Here is a 20,778-nt window from a genome sequence, read left to right as displayed (position 1 = left end):
ACCCCAATCATTGAGGCGGGCCCATGGATCATCCAATGAAAATCGGCGCTGGATACCAGCGCCGATCTATCGTCTGGAATGCATTCTGACTATCGCCGCCACCGTAGCGACATGCAGGACAGGCCTGCATCGATCCGCCCAATCTGCCCCGTCTTCAGGGCTACAACCTTGTAGCCCTTTGTATCGAGCAGATCGATCGTACGAGGAAAATCGGCGCCGACAAAGACGACATCGTTGACCCTCAGTGCATTGGCGGCAGCTTCCTCACCTTCGGGCGTCACGATTTCACGCAAGCCTCTGAAGAAGCCCGAACCAGCCAGCCTGTGCGTGGCAAGCACGGTCTCCTCGTCAAGAAGCGAGCAGTCGGTCTTGAAATGTAAAACACCCTTCGGTGTTTCGACAATCTCCGCAGCATGACCGAGGGTTGCAAGGGCTGCACGAAGCCCCTCGGCGCCGCTTTTGTCTGTACGCGCTGAGAGGCCAATCATCACCGCCGACGGTGTGACAAGAACGTCCCCACCATCCGCAAAGCCCGGAGTTGGAAGCAGCACCACCCTCTCAAAAAGAGAGCGCAGAACCGGCTCTATTTCCGCCGTCTCGCCGACACGCGTAGGCGCACCGGGACGCAGCAGAACAGCGCCTTCGTGGAACACCAAAGCCGGGTCTTCGACAAAGATCGAATCCGGAAATTCCTCCATTGGGGGAAGCACAGTCACTTCAACACCTGCCTGCCGCAGGGCCTGCACATAGGCTTCGTGTTCTTCCTTGACGCCCTCATAGGTCGGGTTGCCCCGGTCATCGGCGCGCAAACCATTGATGACAGATCGTCCCGGTGTCCGGACTATGGCGGAATTGAATTCATAAACGGCGGTCATGGGCTCACTCGGGTTTAAGATAGGCTTCAGCAAGCTCGGTCCAGAAGGCCGCGCCGATGGGGATCAGATCATCATTGAAATCATAAGATGGATGGTGGAGCTGGAAGTCATTCTCTCCCTTGCCCCCACCCAAAAAGAAATAGGTGCCGGGTCGCTCGACAAGCATATAGGCGAAGTCCTCGCTGCCCATAAGCGGGCGCTCCAGCTCAATCACATTCGTCGCACCAAATGATTGCAGCGCCAGATTGCGCGCGAAATCCGTTTCCGCGGTATGATTGATTGTCGCGTCGTAACTCCGCAGATAATCGACTTCCGCGGTTAGTCCAAAGCTCTCTGCCTGATAGGCTGCAACGCGTTTGATCCGCTCTTCAATCTGATCGCGAATGACGGGCGAAAAGGTGCGGATACCGACGACAATTTCCGCCGACGATGGAATGATGTTGCTTGCCGAGCCGCCATGAAAAGCTGCAACGGTCACAACCGCCGGGTCCAGCGCTGGCACATTGCGCGACTTGATAGTCTGCAACGCCATCACGATGGAAGCGCCCGCCATTATGGGATCCGCAGTCTTTTCCGGCTCCGATCCATGACCACCATAGCCTTTCACTTTGATCATCGCCTCATCGACCGCAGCCATGATCGGTCCATCGCGAAAGGCAAACTTGCCAAGCGGAATGCCGGGATCATTGTGAAGGGCAAAAACAGCGTCGCAGGGAAAGCGATCAAACAATCCTTCTTCGATCATGATCTTGGCCCCGCCGAAATTCTCTTCCGCCGGTTGAAAGATCAGATGAATGGTGCCGTCGAAATTGCGCCGCTCGGCCAGGGCCTTGGCGGCGCCAAGCAACATGGTCGTATGGCCATCATGCCCGCAGGCATGCATCAGCCCGGGCGACTTGCTGGAATAGGAAAGACCTGTCTGCTCGTGGATCGGCAACGCATCGATATCAGCGCGAATGCCGACCGACTTTCGGCTCGACCCGTTCGTCAAAGTGCCAATCACCCCGGTTTTTGCAAGCCCGCGTGTGACTTTGTACCCTAAAGCCTCAAGCTCCCGCGCAACAATCTCCGAGGTTCGTTTTTCCTCAAGACCAAGTTCGGGATGAGCATGGAGGTCACGTCGCAATGCCGTCAGTTCGGGCAGGTTATTGCGAATAGCAGTCGAAAAATCGCGCATTCAAACACCTCTTGTCGGAATTCGGTTCTCAAGACGCCGGAAGACCCAGACCAGACCTGCAGTCAGTATCATGTAGATCAATGCCAGCAGAAGAAGCGGCTCATAGGTCAGGTAAGTGTCCTGTCGCACACGGGAGACGACGCCGTAAACATCGACCACGGTGATTGTTGCGACCAGCGGTGTCGACTTCAGTTGCAGAACCGTTTCACCGTTCAGCGTGGGCAACGCGCGATGGATGGCACGTGGCAGCCAGATGCGGCGAAACACTTTCCAGGGCGACATGCCAAAAGCACGACCGGCCTGCAATTCGCCAGACGGCACGCCAGCGAAAGCACCACGCATGACCTCGCCCTCATAGGCCGCAAATGAGATCGTCAGCGCTGCAAGTCCATATGGCCATGCTTCACGCAGATAAGGCCAGATAAATGAACTGCGAATGCCGGGAATAGACGGGAACAGAGAACCAAGGCCGTAATAGAGCAACCAGAGCTGCAACAGCAGAGGCGTGCCTCGGATGACGGTGCAGAACGCCTTGGCTGGCCAGCTCAACCACCAGGGCCCAGTCACCTGAAGCAGCCCAAGCGGGAGCGCCAGCATGAACCCTAGAATGGCCGACCCAAACAGCATGAACAGGGTGACCAGAATGCCGGACCCCAGACGAGGCAGATATTGCGGAAGCCAGTCCCAGCGACCAAAAATCACCGCCGAAGCAAACAGCGCGATTGCGATGACAATCAGCACGACGCGGTGCGGTTCAAGCCAGACTCTGGCAGAGGTTCGGTTTTCGTATATGGCTGAAGATGTGCTCATCTCAGTCAATCCGCGCAAAACCACGGCGCGAGCGCCGCTCAATCATGCCGATGAAGGCATTCGAAATCAGGGTGAGCCCGAGGTAAAGCACGCCAGCGGTCAAGAAGAACAGCAGATAGTGCTTGGTCGTGCCTGCCGCCTGTCGTGTTACCAGCGTCAATTCGCTGAAACCGACGACAGCCAGAAGAGCCGTGTCCTTGGTCGAGATAAGCCACAGATTGGCAAGGCCCGGTATGGCAAAGGGCAGCATGGCCGGTATCGTAATGCGTCGGAGCATCTTCGACGGCGGCATGCCGAACGCGCGCGCCGCCTCGATCTGGCCGGGTGCAATCGCTTTGATCGCACCGCGCAGGACTTCCGTTGAATAGGCGCCCTGCACCACCCCGATGACAAAGATGCCAGCAGCGAGCCCGCTGATATCGACTTTGCCATAGCCGAACACAGCGAGCATCTGGTTCAGCAAATCGGTGCCTGCGTAATACAGGATGAGGATCAGCACCAGCTCCGGCACGGCGCGCACCACAGTCGTGTAGACTTCCAGCAGATCACGAATGATAGGGCCGCCATAGAGCTTGCCCAGCGCACCAAACATGCCGATCAACAGACCGAGCGAATAACCGCCGACGGCAATTTGCAGCGTGTGCCAGAAGCCCTGCAGAAGCACGCCTCCCCACCCCGGCGGATTAAGAGCAAGCAGGCTCCAGTTGATCAATGGTGCATCCATGGCCAGTCCCGTTCATGCTGAAATCAGAATAGGCCAGCCGACAGGATGCCGGCTGGCCATGACGTTCACTGGCCGTAAATGTCGAAGTCGAAATATTTTTTCGTGAAAGTGTCGTAGGTGCCGTTGGAACGGATCGCCTTGATTGCAGCGTTCAACTTGTCCTTGAGTTCCGTATCGCCCTTGCGCAATCCGATACCCACACCTGGTCCCAGAACCTCAACGTCCTGCGCGACCGTGCCCTTTTCCTCGCAGCATGCCTTGCCGCTGTCTGTGGCAAGGAAGGTGCGAAGCGCCAGCGAATCCGCCTGTACAGCGTCGATACGCCCGGCTGTCAGATCGTTATTGGCTTCGTCCTGCGTCTGATATTCCTTGATCGTCGCACCGGCGGGCGCAAAGTGCTTCATCGCGTAAGCCTGATGGATGGTCGAGACCTGCACGCCAATGGTCTTATCCTTCAACCCCTCGGGCGTCGCATCGAATTTGAGATCCTTGGTACCGATGACGATCGTCGGCGTATTGTAATACTTGTCCGAGAAATCGATCGTCTTGAGACGTTCGGGCGTCATCGACATGGAGCCGACAATCATGTCGATCTTGCTGGTGGTCAGCGCTGGAATGATGCCATCCCAGGCGACGGGCGTGATCACGCAATCAAGCTTGGCCTCTTCACAGACGGCATCGGCAAAATCAATTTCCCATCCTTGCCACTTTCCCGACGCATCGGGCGAGGTAAAGGGCGGATAGGGTTCGGCTGCGATACCGACCTTTACCTGTTCGGCATTCGCAACCGCGACGCCCGCGACAGCAAATGTTACACCGATACACAGACTTGTAAAAAGACGCTTCATTGGTACTTCTCCCGTTCCCGTTTCAGTGCGTTGAACTGATGAATTTTTTCAGTCGTTCGGATTTAGGGTTCCCGAATACGTCTTCAGGGGACCCCTCTTCCTCGATCCTGCCATCATGTAAAAAGACAATGTGGTTCGCGACCCTGCGCGCAAATTTCATCTCGTGCGTAACGAGAATCATCGTGCGCTTTTCCTTGGCCAGATCTCCGATAACGGTGAGCACCTCGCCAACAAGCTCAGGGTCCAGCGCAGAGGTCGGTTCATCGAAAAGCATGACCAGCGGTTCTATCGCGAGCGCACGCGCAATCGCAGCGCGCTGCTGCTGGCCACCGGACATGAAAGCTGGATAAACATCTCGCTTTTCGTAGAGCCCAACGCGCTTCAGCAGCGTTTCGGCGCGATCTATCGCCTCGGCTTTCGGCACCCCCAGCACATGAACGGGCGCTTCGATCACGTTCTCAAGAACAGTCATGTGCTGCCAGAGATTAAAGCTCTGGAAGACCATTCCAAGCCGTGTGCGAATGCGTTCGATCTGCTTTCTGTCCGTGGGAATCTGGCTGCCATTACCGCTGTTCTTCATGGCGATAGTCTCACCATGGATGGTGACCGCCCCCGAAGTCGGCAGTTCCAGCATATTGATGCAGCGAAGAAATGTTGATTTGCCGGAGCCCGATCCGCCGATAATTGCGATAACGTCGCCCTCGCGCGCCTTGAGTGAAACGCCTTTAAGCACCTCGAGATCACCGAAACGCTTGTGAAGGTCGACGACAGAGATCGCCTCTTCGCCCTGGCTCATGCGGCACGAACCTCCCTTGGCCCGGCCACCCAATCGGTTCGCCGAAAGCCACCTGGATATTGCTTGTTTATCAGCCGCTTCGAAGTTCTTTTCCGACTTCTCAACAAGCAGCCAACGGTTCCCTTGACGCTGACTATACACTTGAATAAGTGTTATGCAAGTGCATAGTCACGCATCAAGGGAGGAGAAGATGACCGCATCGTTTCGACGTGCGCCAGACTTCGACCGTCGCACAGACATGATAGAGGCTACGCTCGATTGCATTGCCGATCTGGGGATACAGGCGACGACAGTGCGCGCCGTCGCGGCGCGTGCGGGGGTCAGCAATGGCCTCATCAGGCATCACTTCACATCAAAGGCCAATCTCATCGCCGCCGCCTACCGGCGTATGATCGAAATGATGACCGTGCCGGCGTTGAGTATTCTGGAATCGGACGGCGGCACGCCCCATGACCGGCTGACGCGTTTCGTCGCTGCCAGCCTTGGTGGAGCAGTGGCAGACCCGCGCATGCTTTCGCTCTGGGCGACTTTCGTTAGCCAGGTTCATCTCGATCCGGATCTGGAACGCGAGCATCGTGAAGGCTATCTCGCTTTTCGCCGGGCGACTGAGACCCTGATTGCGGAGGTCTTGTCGGCGGAAGGCCGCGAGCCAACCCCGGAGGCATGCCGACGCCTCGCCATCGCAGTCAATGCACTGATCGACGGCCTGTGGATCGAAGGCTGTCTCAGCGCGGACGAAATCGACGACACCATGCAAATCGGCATCGGACTAAGCTCCATCGGCGCCCTTCTCGGCATCGAGCTTCCCGCCGTGCCACCACTTCCGAGACATTGACATGCATTACGCTTCCATCACCGAAAGACTATCAGGACTGGGGTCGGACAAATGGCGTGTCCATGCGCGTGGCAGGGAACTGCGCGCGCTCGGTCATCCGGTTATCGAGTTCACGATTGGCGAACCCGACGTCGCGCCGGACCCCATGTTGCTGGAGGTGTGCAACAATGCCATGCGCGCCGGTCGCACCCGCTATTCGAACGGTCGCGGCGAACCGGCAGTGCTGGCGGCACTGGCCGCAAAATACTCAAAGCGCACTGGCCGCACCATCACCACCGACAACATCCTCTATTTTCCGGGCACCCAGACAGCGCTCTATGCAGTCCTGACCGGACTGGTCGAGGCAGGTGACAAGGTTCTCGTTCCAGATCCCTATTATGCGACCTATGAAGGCGTCGTGCGCGCGCCCGGAGCTGATATCGTTCCAGTGCCGCTGCGGGCCGAAGACGGTTTTCATCTTCGCGCGGAAATACTGGAAGCCGCCATTACGCCCGACTGCCGCGCGTTGCTCCTCAACAATCCGCACAACCCCACCGGCTCGGTGCTGACAAAATCCGAAATTGCCGCCATCGCCGAAGTGTGCCGTAAGCACAATCTCTGGATCATCTGCGATGAGGTGTATGAAGAGCTTACCTTCGGCGCAGCATTTGCTTCGCCGCTCGACATTCCAGAAATGGCTGATCGCGCAATCGTGGTCTCCTCCATATCCAAGTCGCATGCAGCACCCGGTTTTCGCGCGGGTTGGGCTATTGGATCGGAAGAGTTCTGCCAAAGATTGCTGCCGTTTTCCGAATCCATGCTCTTCGGCGGACAGCCTTTCATCGCCGACATGGTGGCTTATGCGCTGACCCACGATCTGACGACATCTTCCGTCATGCGCGCCCAATACAAGGCCCGGTCGGAACTCGTGGTCAAACAATTGCGCGGTGTCGCGGGCATCAAGCCGTTGATGCCGGAAGCTGGCATGTTCGTACTGCTGGATATTGGCGGCACCGGACTGAATGGCGAAGAATTCGCCAGCCGCCTGCTTGAAGAACACTATGTCTCGATGATGCCCGGCACGTCTTTCGGCCAGGTTGCGAAGGATCTGGTGCGCATGAGCGTCACCGTTCCCGAAGACCGGATTATCGAGGCTTGCGACCGCATCGCGCGTTTTGCCCGCGGCCTTAACCACAATGCGGAAAGTCTGGTGTCATGAGCAGCAAAACAACGGTCGGGCAGGCGTTGATTGAGCTTCTGGAAGCGTACGACGTTGACACAGTATTTGGCATTCCAGGCGTGCATACGGCAGAGCTTTATCGCGGTCTGGCCGGGTCGAGCATTCGGCACGTCACCCCGCGCGACGAGCAGGATGCAGGTTTCATGGCGGATGGCTATGCGCGGGTTTCCGGCAAGCCAGGCGTTTGCCTGCTGATTACCGGCCCGGGATTGACCAACGCCATCACCCCCATGGCGCAGGCGCGCGCGGATTCCATCCCAATGCTGGTCATCTCCGGGGTCAATGCCCGCCACACGCTCGGACATTACCGGGGGCATCTGCACGAATTGCCCGATCAGTCCGCAACGATGCGAACAATCGCCTTGTCATCGGAACGGCTGGAACAATCCGGCGATCTGGTATCACTGGTTGACCGCGCCTTTGCCCGGCTGAAATCGGGACGTCCCGGTCCCGTCCATATCGAAATTCCAACCGACCTCATGGAAGCTCCATTCGAAGGCGCACCACTGAAGCTGTTGAAAAAGGCTGCCGCCGCTTTCGACACTGACAAAATCGACGACGCAGCAACATTGTGTGCGAAAGCGCGGCGTCCCTTGATTCTCGCTGGCGGGGGCGCCAACCGCTCGTGTGATGCCATTTCCACCCTTGCACAAATGCTTGACGCACCGGTGGTGACCACAACAAACGCCCGTGGTTTGCTTGGTCGCCATCCCCTTATGGTACAGGCAAGCCCGAGCCTGCTGCCGATCCGCCAACTGATCGCAGAGGCCGATCTCGTCATCGCCATTGGAACCCAGTTTGGGCCGACCGATTACGACATGTATGTGGATGGCGGTTTTGAACCGCCCGCCAGAATGATCCGCATTGATGTCGATCCCGATGCAGCTGCTACCAGCTATCCGGCCGCGCTCTCACTCACAGGCGACGCAGCCCTGATAGTGGAAGCGCTCGCGTCGTCCCTCCGTGATTTGTCTCACACAGAGCGCGACGGCGGAAAGGAACGCGCTTCTGTCGCAACAGAGGCAGCCTACCGCTCTCTTTCATCCAAAATGCAGGCATTGATCGAAGTTCTGGACACCATTCGGGACACGTTGCCCGGGAGCATTATCGTCGGGGATTCCACCCAGCTTGCCTATGCTGGCAATCTGTTCTTCGAAGCCGATGACCCGCGAAGCTGGTTCAATGCTTCAACCGGCTATGGTGCGCTCGGGTTTGGTCCTCCTGCCGCAGTCGGCGCAAGCCTTGCGCAGAGCGGCGCGCCTGTCGTCTGCCTTGTGGGCGATGGCGGTTTCCAGTTTTGTCTGGGCACGCTTGGCACTGCCGTGGACGAGAAAGCGCCGGTGATTTTCGTGGTCTGGAACAATCACGGTTATCAGGAAATCGAAGATTACATGCTGTCCCGGGAGATAGAACCGGTTGGAGTGCGCCCGACAGCGCCCGATTTCGTCAAGCTCGCACAGGCCTATGGCATAGCGGGCGAACATATTCGGCTGACAAATGGCGACAATCAGGACGCGCTTCGTCCGGGCGCACTTGATCTTGCGCAGCTTGCCAAAGCGCTGCGACGCGCCGGGGCGGTTGAGGGACCTGCACTTATAGAAATAACAACGCCATAGGCCAGAGGGTCTAAGCAAGGCGTAACGGGAGGAACGCAATGCATTTCGGACTGACTGAAGAACAGGAAATGATCGTCTCGACAGTTCGAAGCTTTGTCGAGAACGAGATTTATCCGCATGAAACGACCGTCGAACGTCTCGGTCATGTGCCACAGGAGATCGGCGAGGAAATCAAGCGCAAGGCGATCGAACTTGGCTTCTACGCCAGCAACTTCCCGGAATCTGCCGGCGGCCCAGGTCTCTCCCATCTCGAATTTGCGCTGGTTGAGCGCGAACTCGGTCGCGGATCGATGGCGCTCACACATTTCTTCGGGCGTCCGCAAAATATTCTGATGGCCTGTCAGGGCGAACAGATCGAGCGATATCTCCTGCCTGCCGTGCGCGGCGAAAGGATGGATGCGCTCGCCATGACCGAGCCCGATGCGGGCTCCGACATTCGCGGTATGAAAGCCAATGCGCGCCGCGATGGCGGCGACTGGGTGCTGAACGGTACCAAGCATTTCATTTCAGGCGCGGAACACGCCGATTTCGTCATTGTCTTCATGGCGACCGGCGAAGAACAATCTTCTGCCGGAACGAAGAAGAAAATCACGACCTTTCTGGTGGATCGCGGCACGCCCGGCTTCACGATCCGCGAGGGATATAAATCCGTCAGCCACCGCGGCTACAAGAATATGATCCTTGAATTCGATGATTGCCGCATTCCGGATGCTCAGGTTCTCGGCGATGTCGATGGGGGCTTTGCCGTCATGAATGAATGGCTTTATGCCACCCGCATCACCGTGGCGACAATGGCGGTTGGGCGAGCGCGCCGTGTGTTCGACATGATGGTGGACTATGCCGCGCAGCGTAAGCAATTTGGTCAGCCCATCGGGCGCTTTCAGGGCGTTGGTTTCCAGCTTGCCGATTCCGTTACCGAAATCGATGCCGCCGACTGGCTGACATTGGCAGCTGCCTGGCGTCTCGATCAGGGCTTGCCAGCAAACCGTGAGATTGCGTCCGCGAAGGTCTATGCGTCTGAGATGCTGGCTCGCGTTACCGACCGCGCCATTCAGGTGCATGGCGGCATGGGATTGATGGACGACCTGCCGTTGGAACGCTTTTGGCGCGACGCCCGTGTGGAGCGAATTTGGGATGGCACCAGCGAAATCCAACGCCACATCATTGCCCGCGACCTTCTCCGACCACTCGGAGCCTGATCGTGAGCAAAAAGAACCTGTCTCGTGTTCTACGTCCGCGTTCGATTGCGATCTTTGGCGGCGGGTGGTCTATGGCAGTGCTGAGGCAATGCCGTAAAATGGGTTTTGAAGGCGACCTTTGGCCAGTCCACCCCACGCGCGATACGATCGACGATATCCAGTGCTATCGATCTGTCGCAGACCTGCCCGGCGCGCCCGATGTCAGCTTCATCGGCGTCAATCGCGACGGAACAATCAACATCGTTCGAGAACTGGCAGCGCGCGGCAGTGGCGGCGCGGTATGCTTCGCATCCGGCTTCAATGAGGTTTCCGATGGCGCCGAGCGCAACCGGGCTTTGCTGGGAGCGGCGGGCGATATGCCGATCCTCGGCCCCAATTGCTATGGCTTCATCAATTATCTTGACGGCGCGCTGCTCTGGCCAGACCAGCATGGCGGCAAGAGAGTGGAAAGCGGTGCCGCAATTGTCGTGCAGTCGTCCAATATCGCCATCAATCTCACTATGCAGCGTCGCGGCCTGCCGATTGCCTATGTGCTGACCGCCGGAAATCAGGCCCAGACGGGTCTTTCTGAACTTGCCGAAGCAGCCCTGGACGATCCGCGTGTTACCGTTCTTGGCCTGCACATTGAAGGCTTCGACAATATTACACGGCTGGAACGTGTATTCGCTAAAGCGCGCGCAATGAGGAAGCCCGTCGTGGCGATCAAGGTCGGGACCTCCGCCGCGGCACAGGCGATGACCCTTTCACATACCGCTTCACTGGCCGGAGCCGACACGCTTGCCGATGCCTTTTTCGCACGATGCGGCGTCGTCCGTGCCCGGACGCTCGACGAATTTGTCGAAACCCTGAAGCTGCTGCATGTGCTTGGTCCCTCGCCGGATCAAAGTCTCGGCTCGATGAGCTGTTCCGGCGGCGAAGCATCGCTCGTTGGCGATCTTGCAAGCGCTGCCGGTCTTGAGCTCCGACCGCTTGCACCTGACGAGGCCGAGAAACTACGCGCCACCTTGCCCGAAATGGTCACGATCTCGAACCCCCTCGACTATCACACCTTCACATGGGGAAATGGACCAGCACTCACGGCAACCTATCGCGCCATGCTCGACGGAAATTTCGGCCTGACCATATTGGTGCTCGACTTTCCTCGCGGCGACCGCTGCGTCGACAATGGTTGCGAAACATCGCTAGAAGCGGCGATAGAAGCGCACAAGGCAAGCGGTGGGCGCTTCGCACTCGTCGCCAGTCTGCCGGAAAACCTCACCGAAACCCATGCCGAACGGTTGATCGCCGCCGGTATCGCGCCAATGATGGGGCTTGCCACAGCGCTGACGGCTGCGGCCAATGCCGCCTGGATTGGTGATAGCTGGTCGCACCCGCAACCTCCACTGCTCACCACCCAGGCGCCAGCCCTTGCATCGGACGCGATTGCAATGGACGAATGGTCGTCCAAAGCTGTCCTGCATGAAATCGGCATCGTCACCCCACAGGGCGGCATCGCATCCACCGTCGATGATGCTGTCGCGCTTGCTGAAAAGCTGGGCTACCCCGTCGTCCTGAAGGGCGTTGGAGACAACCTTCTCCACAAGACCGAAATGGCGGCGGTCCACCTCAATCTGGCGGATGCCGAGGCTGTGCGTACAGCCGCAGTTTTGCTTGCCCATCTTGAGTGCGATTTTCTGGTCGAGAAAATGGTTCAGGGAGGTGTTGCCGAACTGATCGTCGGCATCGCACGCGATCCGCAATTCGGGCTTTATCTCACCATCGGCGCAGGCGGCGTGATGGTCGAACTCTGGAATGATACGCGCGCGCTTCTTTTACCCGCCAGTCGCGATGATATTCGAACAGCGCTTCTCTCGTTGCGCTCAGCCCCGCTTCTGACCGGGTTCCGTGGCCGACGGAAAGCGGACATCGAAGCCGCCGTGGAAGCGGCGTGGCGAGTTGGCAACCATGCTCTCGCTCAGGCAGGCTTGATTGAGGAACTCGATATCAATCCGCTCATCGTCACCCCGGATAATGCCATCGCCGTCGATGCCCTAATACGCAACAGGAGAGCATGATGTCTGAAGAGGTCAAAATCGTTCGCAACGGCCAGATATTAGAGATCACGCTCGACCGGCCCAAGGCCAATGCGATAGACCAGCCAACCAGTCGAAAGCTCGGCGACGCCTTCGCCATTTTTCGCGATGATCCGGACCTGCGCGTTGCGATTTTCACAGGTGCAGGTGAGAAATTTTTCTCCGCTGGATGGGATCTGAACGAAGCTGCCGCCACTGGCGGAGATGGCTATATCGCTGACTATGGCCAGGGCGGCATCTATGGCTTTTCAGAACTGCCCGGATTGGAAAAGCCGGTCATCTGCGCGGTCAACGGCTATGCCATTGGCGCTGGCTTCGAAATACTCCTGACCGCCGACTTCATTATCGCCGCGGATCATGCACAATTCTGGCTACCCGAGACATCGCTCGGTGTTCTGCCGGATATAGGTTCGTTCGTTCTGCCCAAACTTCTGCCCAAGGTCATTGCAAACGAAGTTCTTTACGGCGGTCGACGTTTCAATGCACAGGACTGTCTGCGGTGGGGGCTGGTCAATGAGGTGGTGCCGCAGGCCGAGCTGATGAATGCGGCCAGAGCGCTCGCCGCACGCATTCTGCGTTCTGCGCCGCTTTCGGTTGCCGCCGCAAAACAGACGACACGCATGGCCGAGCATATGAGCCTGGCCGAGAGCTATGCCGCCATGCGCGCCGGTACGTTTCCACTGTTCAGAGCGCTGATCGAAAGCGAAGACGCGCTGGAGGGACCGCGCGCAGCTGTCGAGAAACGCGATCCCGTTTGGAAAGGCAGATGAAATGAGCACGCAGGCCGAAGCTGCCATAACAACCCGCCGTGAAGGCGCTATTCTGGAAGTTACGTTGGACCGGCCCAAGGCCAACGCGATTGATCTTCCAACGTCGCGGATCATGGGGCAAACCTTCGCGGCCTTTCGCGACGATCCCGAACTGCGCGTCGCCATTCTCAAGACCGCCGGTGAACGCTTCTTCTCTGCCGGTTGGGATTTGAAAGCAGCGGCCGAAGGCGCTCCCATCGACGGTGACTATGGGATTGGCGGCTTTGGCGGCATTCAGGAACTGCGCGACCTGAACAAGCCTGTCATCGCTTGTGTCAGCGGCATGGCCGCAGGCGGCGGCTTCGAACTCGCTCTGTCCTGCGACCTGATCTATGCCGCGGACCACTCTTCTTTTTCATTGCCGGAAATCCGCTCGGGAACCATTGCAGATGCAGCAAGCATCCGGCTTCCGAAACGCATTCCTTATCACATCGCGATGGAACTGTTGTTGACCGGCCGCTGGATCGACGCTCAGGAAGCGCGCCGCTGGGGCCTCGTCAACGAGGTCCTGCCTCAAGATAAACTGGAAGAGCGCGTATGGGAGATCGCGCGTTTGCTGGCATCCGGCCCGCCGCTGGTTTACGCAGCAATCAAGGAAACCGTGCGCCACGCCGAAAGCGAAGATTTTCAGACCATGATGAACCTTGTCATGCGTCGCAAGCTGGCAACGGTCGATATTCTCTATGGATCGGACGACAATCTGGAAGGCGCCAAAGCCTTCGCCGAAAAGCGCGATCCAGTCTGGAAGGGAAAATAGCAATCAGGTCTACGGCTGAATGCGCTTACGACTGCCCTGCCAATGCCATCACGACATCTCTCGTCAATCGGCTTTCCTCCGTTCAGTTCTTCCATTAGCTAGAAGCAATGAACACGCAGAACTTATTGAACATACCGCTGAAGGCATCTTTCGGTGGATGGAAAGCTATTCCCTGGATAGCATGGGGCCATAACAATATTGGTCCGCGGCTTACGCTCCATGATGACCGCATTGAATTCCGGCTTTTTCTCTTGCGCTCCAAGCCATATTCCAGCGTGTCACGCGTTGACTATCGCACCATGCGCGGAACCGAGAACATCGTATTGGAGTTCAAAGATTCACTGACGACCTTTATAGGCAATGCGGCTGATCGCGCCTTGGCGCGCAATGCCTTGCAATATCTCGGCGAAAAAGGCTGCCCTTTGTCCAAAAGCGCTTCAGCTCTGCTGGAAGACATTGCCGTCCCGACTGGGTCTTAGGTTGATCTCCGCCCTGCAAGCTATTGGGTATTCCCTCGAAGGGACTTGACGAACACGGTTCGGATACAGAAAACCAAACCAAAATTGCAATTCATGCCTTCTGGCAAACGGGAGTAGTCAACTGTGGCAGTCGGTCGTCAATCCATGCCGCCGCTTAATGCGCTGGTGGTTTTCGACAGCGCGGCCAGACTTGGCAGTTTCTCCCGTGCAGGTCTGGAACTGGGCCTGACCCAAAGCGCCGTCAGCCGCCAGATCGGCAAGCTGGAAGCGTTCATCGGCTCCAAACTCTTCAATCGTCTGCCCGTCGGCGTGCAACTGACCGCTATCGGCGAGAGCTATGCCTCGGAGGTCAGTCGACTCTTGGGCGATCTGAGCGCTGTCACAGACGGCCTTCGGGCTTGGATCGGGCCCCGGCAGATCACCATCGCCTGTTCGCGCGGCATTGCCGACCAGTGGTTTCTTTCGCGCATAGGCAAGTTAAAAGCTGAAATTTCGGGTATTGAAATCCGGCTGCGCGTGACGGATGACGTCGCCCATTTGCGGCTCGATGAGTTCGATCTTGCATTGTTCTATCGCAAAGAGCGCCCCATCGGCGTCAATCTCACAGTGCTGGGTCGAGAGGAAGTTGTGCCGGTATCAGCACCGGGCGTGCCCAATATCATGGAGCAGGAAGCGCCTGTGCTGCTTGCTATCGAAGATACGATGCGCGAATGGCAGGGATGGCCGGAATGGTGGCACGACGCCCGACTGTCGCCGCCCGCTGGCGCGCTGGAATGGCGGCTTGGCGATTACGGCCTTTGCGTCGCCGCGGCAACGCAAGGCATCGGCATCACGCTCGGCTGGACATGGCTGATCAAGGAACAGCTTGCGAGTGGGACACTGGTTCCCGTGCACAGCCACATGATGCGGTCGGACGCCTATTTCTATCTGATGCGGCCAGCCGACCGTCACCAGCGTAAAATCGTGCGGGAAGTGGCCGACTGGCTGATTGCAAGCAACGGAACCGATCCGATCACGTAAAGATGATCGGATCGGCGAAACGCATCATTCCTGTGCGAGTGCGGCGCGGCGACGCGACACCATGCGGAAGCGGATATATCCGAAAACGGTTATGACCAGCCAGGCAACCTGCGAAATGAAGGAGCCGAGGTTGAAATTCCAGGCTAACGAATAGATCAGGGCAACGCCGCCCAGAACATTCAGCAGCGGAATGACCGGATCATCGACGGTAAAAATACGCAATTGAATCAGCGCATAGCCAAGCAGGTAAAAGAACGCGCCCACCAAGCCGATAACATCCGGCAAACCCATTTTCGATCTCCAGGATCATCCAAATCTGAAAAAGCAGGAGCGGCTTCCCTTACGGAAAAGCGCCCCTGCCGGTACTGTTGGACGCTCCTTTATTCCTGTTCGCGCAAATGCCAAGACACACATTTCGCATGGGGGTATGCTTAAAAGTCATACCCAGAAATCGGACATCAACCCTTGAAAATAAGGGCTGCAGTAAGCTACCCCACCCGCAAAAGCCGATAAGCTATGACTTAAACACAGGGGTACAGAATGCCTGAGCAAAAAAGCCAGTTTCAATTGACGCGTCGTTCTTTCATGGCGGGCGCAGCAGGCCTCGGTCTGGTGGGCATCACTGGCATGAGCGGCCTGATCACCTCGCCCGCTGCTGCGGCAGGCGATGGCGCGCCAAAGAAAGGCGGAGTGCTCAAGCTCGGCATCGGCGGCGGCAGCACGACCGACAATTTCGATCCGCGCCTTCTGAAAGATTGGGTTCCGGTCAATCAGGCCTACATGCTGATGAACGGCCTTGTCGAAATCGACGCCGATAACAAGGCTGTGCCTGAGCTGTTCGAAAGCTGGGAACCGTCAGCCGACGCCAAGGAATGGACCTTCAAGGTTCGTCAGGGCGTGACCTTCCATAACGGCAAGACGCTTGACGCCGACGACGTCATCTATTCGATCAACCTTCATCGCGGCGAAACCACATCTGGCGCGCGTTCGCTGGCATCGGAATTCACCGATGTCGCCAAGGTCGATGCTGGCACGGTCAAGATCACACTGAAGAGCGGCAATGCCGATCTGCCTTACATCCTGTCCGATTATCACTTCCTCGTGGTTCCGAAAGACTGGACCGATTTCAACAAGCCGGTCGGCACCGGACCTTTCGTTTTCGAGCGTTTTCAGCCGGGCGTGCGTTCGCGTTTCACGCGCAATGAGAGCTATTGGAAGCCGAACACGGCATGGGTTGATGCAGTTGAAGTCATCGTCATCAACGATGTGTCCGCCCGCACCAACGCCATGATGTCCGGTCAGGTTCACGCTATCAACCAGCTCGATTTCAAGACCGTCGATCTGTTGAAACGCAATCCGAACCTCAACATCGTCCAGTCGTCCGGCGGCCAGCACTTCTCCTTCCTGATGGATTGCACGCAGGCGCCTTTTACCGACAACAATGTCCGTCTCGCCATCAAGCACGCCATCGACCGCGAACAGATGCTCAAGACCGCCTTGCGCGGCTATGGACGTCTCGGAAACGACAACCCTATCCCGAGCACCGACCCGTTCTTCGACGCAGCACTGCCGCAGCGCGCCTATGACCCGGAAAAGGCCAAGTTCTATCTGAAACAGGCAGGCATGGATTCGCTGAAAATCCAGCTGTCCGCATCCGATGCCGCCTTTACGGGCGCTGTCGATGCCGCAGCGATTTTCCGCACCGCCGCCGCCAAGTCGGGCATCGAGATCGATATCAAGCGCGAACCGGCTGACGGATATTGGGACAATGTCTGGATGAAGGCGCCGTTCTGCATGTCTTATCGTGGTGGTCGCCCGACCGCCGATCAGGCCCTGTCGGTTGCCTACGCATCCAACGCATCGCAAAACGATACGCATTGGAAGAGCGCCGATTTCGACGCCAAACTGCTTGAAGCCCGTGCGATGCTCGATCAGGCCAAGCGCAAGGAAATCTACGCCGAACTGCAGGCCATGATCAGCAATGATGGCGGCGCACTTATCCCAATGTTTGGCGACTATCTCGATGCCACCTCCAAGAAGCTCAAGGGCGTGACCACGCATCCGATGTTCAATCTGATGGGTGCGCGCCTTGCCGAAAAAGTCTGGCTGGAAGCATAAATGTTCGTTCTAATCATCAAGCGTGTGGGGCTCGGGCTCCTCACGCTGTTCCTCGTGTCGGCGTTGATTTTCGCCGGCACGCAGATCCTGCCGGGTGACGTGGCGTCCGCCATTCTCGGCCAGAATGCCACGCCGGAAGCGCTTGCGACGCTGCGCGAAAGCCTTGGCCTCAATCAACCGGTCCTCGCACGCTATTTCGCGTGGCTTGCTGGGTTCGTGACTGGCGATCTTGGCACCTCGCTTGCCAACCAGCAGCCGGTAGCCGATCTCCTGTGGCCGCGTTTCTGGAATACGATGGCGCTTGCAGCCTTTGCAGCGGTCATCAGCGTTCCTATCGCTATTCTCCTTGGCCTTATCACTGCGGTGAAGCGCGGCGGCATCTTCGACCGCGTCGTGAATATTGTGGCGCTCGCCTTTGTTTCACTGCCAGAGTATTTCCTCGGCCTGCTACTGATCCTGTTCCTGTCGATCCGCTTCAATCTGCTGCCCAGCCTCGCCGACACCTATGAGGGCATGACGTTCCTCGAATGGATTCAGGCCACTGCCCTGCCCGCACTGACACTGGTTCTGGTAACCGTTGCGCAGATGATGCGCATGACCCGCACTGCCGTTTTGTCGGTTATGGATCAGGCCTATGTTGAAACGGCATACCTCAAGGGCCTGCGCACCAAGCGCGTCGTGACCAAGCACGCTTTGCCCAATGCGGCAGCGCCGATCGTCAATGTGGTGGCGTTCAACATCGCTTACCTCATCACCGGCGTTGTGCTTGTCGAAGCTGTCTTCAACTATAATGGCCTTGGCCGCTTCATGGTCGATGCCGTTTCCAAGCGTGACCTTCCGCTCGTGCAGGCTGCGGCCCTCGTCTTCGGTGCGGCCTATGTCATTCTCAATATCATCGCCGATGTCGCTGCCATCGCGCTCAATCCGCGCCTGAGGCATCCACGGTGAAGACAATGAAGAAATCTATTCCCCTGACGGCGTGGGTCGGTCTCGCCATCGTTACCCTCTGCCTCCTGATGTTCCTGTTTGGCCCAATGATCGCGCCTTATGGTCAGGAAGATATTGTCGGCGCACCATTTGATCCACCATCGGCCCAGTTCTGGTTCGGTCTCGATCAGAATGGCCGTGACATGCTCTCGCGCCTGCTCTTTGGTGCGCAAATGTCGATTGGCGTTTCGCTGGCTGCATCGCTGTTGTCATTCAGCGTCGGCGTGCCTCTCGGTTTCCTTGCCGCCATTTTCGGCGGCTGGGTCGATACGATCCTGTCGCGCATCGTCGATACCGTCATGTGCATTCCGGTGCTCATTTCGGCACTCGTCATCCTTCAGGCGCTCGGCTCGTCGCTGCCGGTGCTGATCATCACCATCGCATTGCTCGATTCCACCCGCGTATTCCGCTTGGCGCGCATCGTGGCGCAGGGCGTTAATGTGCTGGAATATGCCGAAACCGCTCGTCTTCGCGGCGAAGGTCTCGGCTGGCTGATCTGGCGTGAAATCCTGCCGAACACCTTGCCACCGCTGATCGCGGAATTCGGCCTGCGTTTCTGCTTTACCTTCCTCTTCGTGGCCGGTCTGTCGTTCCTGGGCCTCGGTATCCAGCCACCGTTTGCGGACTGGGGCGGAATGGTGAAGGACAACCAGCAGGCCATTCTCTACGGCCTCTACGCACCGCTGTTCCCGGCGGCTGCCATCGCCATTCTCACCGTTGGCGTCAACCTCGTCGTGGACTGGCTTCTGGCCGGACGCACGACCACACAGGGAGCTGATCGATGAGCAAGGATATCGTTCTTTCAATCTCCGACCTCGTCGTCAAAGCACCCAATGGCGCAACGCTTGTCGATCATGTCGATGTGACGCTAAAGCGCGGTGAAGTGCTGGGCCTCATTGGAGAGTCCGGTGCTGGCAAATCCACCATTGGTCTGGCCGCAATGGGCTATGGCCGTGGCGGCTGCGGGATCGCTGAGGGCACCATTGTCGTTGACAATATTTCGTTGATGGACGGTACTCGCGAGACCCGTGAAAAGGCGCGCGGCGCACGCATTGCCTATGTGGCGCAAAGTGCGGCGGCGTCGTTTAACCCGGCGCACCGCATTGGCGATCAGATCATGGAAGGCCCGCTCTATCACGGCCTGATGACCAAAGCGGAAGCAAAGGCATGGATGCTGGAACTGCTGCATACATTGCAACTTCCAGACGCCGATACTTTTGGCGATCGCTATCCGCATCAGGTTTCCGGTGGTCAGTTGCAGCGTGCGATGGTCGCCATGGCCATGTCCTGCCGCCCGGATATTCTCGTGCTGGACGAGCCGACCACCGCACTTGATGTGACGACCCAGATCGAGGTGCTGGCACTTTTGCGTAGCCTGATCCAGCGTTACAACACCGCTGCTCTTTACATCACGCATGACCTTGCAGTCGTGGCGCAAATTGCCGACCGCATCATGGTGCTGCGTCATGGCAAGATGGTCGAGCTTGGTTCTGCGGAAGACATTCTCGAAGCACCCAAGCAGGACTATACTCAGCGTCTGGTGTCTGAACGTGAAGCCAGCATTTCGGGCGAACAGGCCGAACACAAGACCGGCGAAATCCTGCTCGAAGTGAAAAGCGCGACGGCCTATTACGGCAAAAAACTCGTTCTGACCGATGTGGGTTGCTATATCCGTCGCGGTGAAACGCTTGCGGTAGTGGGTGAATCCGGCTCGGGCAAGTCAACGCTTGCGCGTGTGATTGCAGGCCTGCCGCCGCACTCAAGCGGCATCATCACGCTTGCCGGGCAGCGGCTGGAAGCGAACTACAAAAAGCGTAGCCGCGAAGAACTGCGCCGCATTCAGCTCGTTTACCAGCTGCCTGACGTGGCGTTGAATCCACGCCAGACCGTTGGTGAAATTATCGGGCGTCCGATGAAGTTCTATTTCGGCATGAATGAGGACCAGCGCGAGATTGAGGTCAAGCGCCTGCTTGAGCTCATTGGCCTGCCTGCCGATTTCGCAAGCCGCCTGCCGGGCGCGCTTTCGGGCGGCCAGAAGCAGCGTGTTTGTATCGCCCGTGCGCTGGCTGCCAAGCCTGATCTCATCATCTGCGATGAAGTAACTTCAGCACTCGACCCGCTCGTCGCAGAGGAAATTCTCAGACTTCTGCGCAAGTTGCAGGACGAATTGCACGTGTCATATCTCTTCATCACCCACGACCTTGGCGTCGTCCGTCGGCTCGCCGATCGCACCATGGTGATGCAGAAGGGCAAGGTGGTCGAAACCGGCACCACGAAGGCAATCTTCGAACCGCCTTACGAGCCCTATACGGAGCAGCTCATCACATCCGTTCCGGAGCTGCGCCGCGACTGGCTGGACGACATCCTGAAGACACGTGCCGCCAGTTAAACTACCGATGCGGCGCTAATGCCGCACCGGCTCCTCTTTATTGAAATT

20 protein-coding genes are annotated in these 20,778 nt (G+C 57.8%); 13 read left to right on the top strand and 7 right to left on the bottom strand.

Going from position 1 to position 20,778, the window contains the following annotated elements; translation table 11 throughout:
• Positions 1–89 precede the first annotated feature (89 nt).
• From FHW03_RS04770 to FHW03_RS04745, 6 genes are all read right to left on the bottom strand, one after another.
• Positions 90–875, bottom strand: coding sequence for an arginine deiminase family protein (locus tag FHW03_RS04770; protein WP_182519594.1), 786 nt, complete (start codon positions 873–875; stop codon positions 90–92).
• Between the two features lie 4 nt (positions 876–879).
• Complete coding sequence (locus FHW03_RS04765; protein WP_182519593.1) at positions 880–2,052, bottom strand: M20 aminoacylase family protein; 1,173 nt, start codon at positions 2,050–2,052, stop codon at positions 880–882.
• The gene (locus FHW03_RS04760) at positions 2,053–2,862 is read right to left on the bottom strand and encodes an ABC transporter permease (protein WP_182519592.1); all 810 of its coding nucleotides are present in this window, start codon (positions 2,860–2,862) and stop codon (positions 2,053–2,055) included.
• 1 nt (position 2,863) lies between these two features.
• Positions 2,864–3,586, bottom strand: coding sequence for an ABC transporter permease (locus FHW03_RS04755; protein WP_151653305.1), 723 nt, complete (start codon positions 3,584–3,586; stop codon positions 2,864–2,866).
• Positions 3,587–3,651: 65 nt separating this feature from the next.
• Positions 3,652–4,434: a transporter substrate-binding domain-containing protein gene (locus FHW03_RS04750; RefSeq protein ID WP_182519591.1), complete on the bottom strand. Its 783-nt coding sequence runs from the start codon at positions 4,432–4,434 to the stop codon at positions 3,652–3,654.
• Between the two features lie 22 nt (positions 4,435–4,456).
• Entirely contained in the window at positions 4,457–5,230 is a 774-nt protein-coding gene (locus FHW03_RS04745) for an ATP-binding cassette domain-containing protein (protein WP_182519590.1), read from the bottom strand.
• A gap of 190 nt (positions 5,231–5,420) precedes the next feature.
• Here FHW03_RS04745 and FHW03_RS04740 point away from each other — a divergent pair, with 190 nt between their 5' ends.
• From FHW03_RS04740 to FHW03_RS04700, 9 genes are all read left to right on the top strand, one after another.
• Positions 5,421–6,065 carry a TetR family transcriptional regulator C-terminal domain-containing protein gene (locus FHW03_RS04740; protein WP_151558110.1) on the top strand — a complete coding sequence of 215 codons (645 nt, stop codon included), beginning with the start codon at positions 5,421–5,423 and terminating at the stop codon, positions 6,063–6,065.
• A 1-nt stretch (position 6,066) separates the two neighbouring features.
• Positions 6,067–7,263 carry a pyridoxal phosphate-dependent aminotransferase gene (locus FHW03_RS04735; RefSeq protein ID WP_182519589.1) on the top strand — a complete coding sequence of 399 codons (1,197 nt, stop codon included), beginning with the start codon at positions 6,067–6,069 and terminating at the stop codon, positions 7,261–7,263.
• Positions 7,260–8,900 carry a 5-guanidino-2-oxopentanoate decarboxylase gene (locus FHW03_RS04730; RefSeq protein WP_182519588.1) on the top strand — a complete coding sequence of 547 codons (1,641 nt, stop codon included), beginning with the start codon at positions 7,260–7,262 and terminating at the stop codon, positions 8,898–8,900. The genes FHW03_RS04735 and FHW03_RS04730 overlap by 4 nt, the downstream gene beginning before the upstream one ends.
• A 38-nt stretch (positions 8,901–8,938) precedes the next feature.
• Positions 8,939–10,099, top strand: a complete 1,161-nt coding sequence (locus tag FHW03_RS04725) for an acyl-CoA dehydrogenase family protein (RefSeq protein ID WP_182519587.1) — start codon at positions 8,939–8,941, stop codon at positions 10,097–10,099.
• A gap of 2 nt (positions 10,100–10,101) precedes the next feature.
• The gene (locus tag FHW03_RS04720) at positions 10,102–12,153 is read left to right on the top strand and encodes an acetate--CoA ligase family protein (protein WP_182519586.1); all 2,052 of its coding nucleotides are present in this window, start codon (positions 10,102–10,104) and stop codon (positions 12,151–12,153) included.
• Positions 12,150–12,941: an enoyl-CoA hydratase-related protein gene (locus tag FHW03_RS04715; protein ID WP_377514138.1), complete on the top strand. Its 792-nt coding sequence runs from the start codon at positions 12,150–12,152 to the stop codon at positions 12,939–12,941. The genes FHW03_RS04720 and FHW03_RS04715 overlap by 4 nt, the downstream gene beginning before the upstream one ends.
• Position 12,942: 1 nt before the next feature.
• Entirely contained in the window at positions 12,943–13,737 is a 795-nt protein-coding gene (locus FHW03_RS04710) for a carnitinyl-CoA dehydratase (RefSeq protein WP_182519585.1), read from the top strand.
• 107 nt (positions 13,738–13,844) lie between these two features.
• The gene (locus tag FHW03_RS04705; protein ID WP_182519584.1) at positions 13,845–14,216 is read left to right on the top strand and encodes a hypothetical protein; all 372 of its coding nucleotides are present in this window, start codon (positions 13,845–13,847) and stop codon (positions 14,214–14,216) included.
• A 123-nt stretch (positions 14,217–14,339) separates the two neighbouring features.
• Positions 14,340–15,236 carry a LysR substrate-binding domain-containing protein gene (locus FHW03_RS04700; protein ID WP_182519583.1) on the top strand — a complete coding sequence of 299 codons (897 nt, stop codon included), beginning with the start codon at positions 14,340–14,342 and terminating at the stop codon, positions 15,234–15,236.
• A 24-nt stretch (positions 15,237–15,260) separates the two neighbouring features.
• Here FHW03_RS04700 and FHW03_RS04695 read toward each other — a convergent pair whose 3' ends face one another.
• A complete protein-coding gene (locus FHW03_RS04695; protein WP_182519582.1) occupies positions 15,261–15,527 on the bottom strand; it encodes a cyclic nucleotide-binding protein in 267 nt (88 codons plus the stop codon).
• Positions 15,528–15,776: 249 nt separating this feature from the next.
• Between FHW03_RS04695 and FHW03_RS04690 the strand changes: the two genes are divergently transcribed.
• The 4 genes from FHW03_RS04690 to FHW03_RS04675 are packed head-to-tail and all read left to right on the top strand — an operon-like array spanning position 15,777 to position 20,730.
• Positions 15,777–17,354 (top strand): ABC transporter substrate-binding protein, encoded by a 1,578-nt coding sequence (locus tag FHW03_RS04690; protein WP_182519581.1) that lies wholly within the window; start codon positions 15,777–15,779, stop codon positions 17,352–17,354.
• Complete coding sequence (locus FHW03_RS04685) at positions 17,355–18,302, top strand: ABC transporter permease (RefSeq protein WP_182519580.1); 948 nt, start codon at positions 17,355–17,357, stop codon at positions 18,300–18,302. It begins immediately after the preceding gene.
• 5 nt (positions 18,303–18,307) lie between these two features.
• Positions 18,308–19,126, top strand: coding sequence for an ABC transporter permease (locus tag FHW03_RS04680; protein ID WP_121539578.1), 819 nt, complete (start codon positions 18,308–18,310; stop codon positions 19,124–19,126).
• On the top strand, positions 19,123–20,730 hold the full coding sequence (locus FHW03_RS04675; protein ID WP_182519579.1) for an ABC transporter ATP-binding protein: 1,608 nt from the start codon (positions 19,123–19,125) through the stop codon (positions 20,728–20,730). The genes FHW03_RS04680 and FHW03_RS04675 overlap by 4 nt, the downstream gene beginning before the upstream one ends.
• The last annotated feature ends 48 nt before the right edge of the window (positions 20,731–20,778 follow it).

The sequence above is a fragment of the Ochrobactrum sp. RH2CCR150 genome (assembly GCA_014138095.1).
Lineage (GTDB): Bacteria > Pseudomonadota > Alphaproteobacteria > Rhizobiales > Rhizobiaceae > Brucella > Brucella gambitense.
Note: the sequence above shows the minus strand (reverse complement) of the source record. Positions and strands in the feature narration are given on the sequence as shown.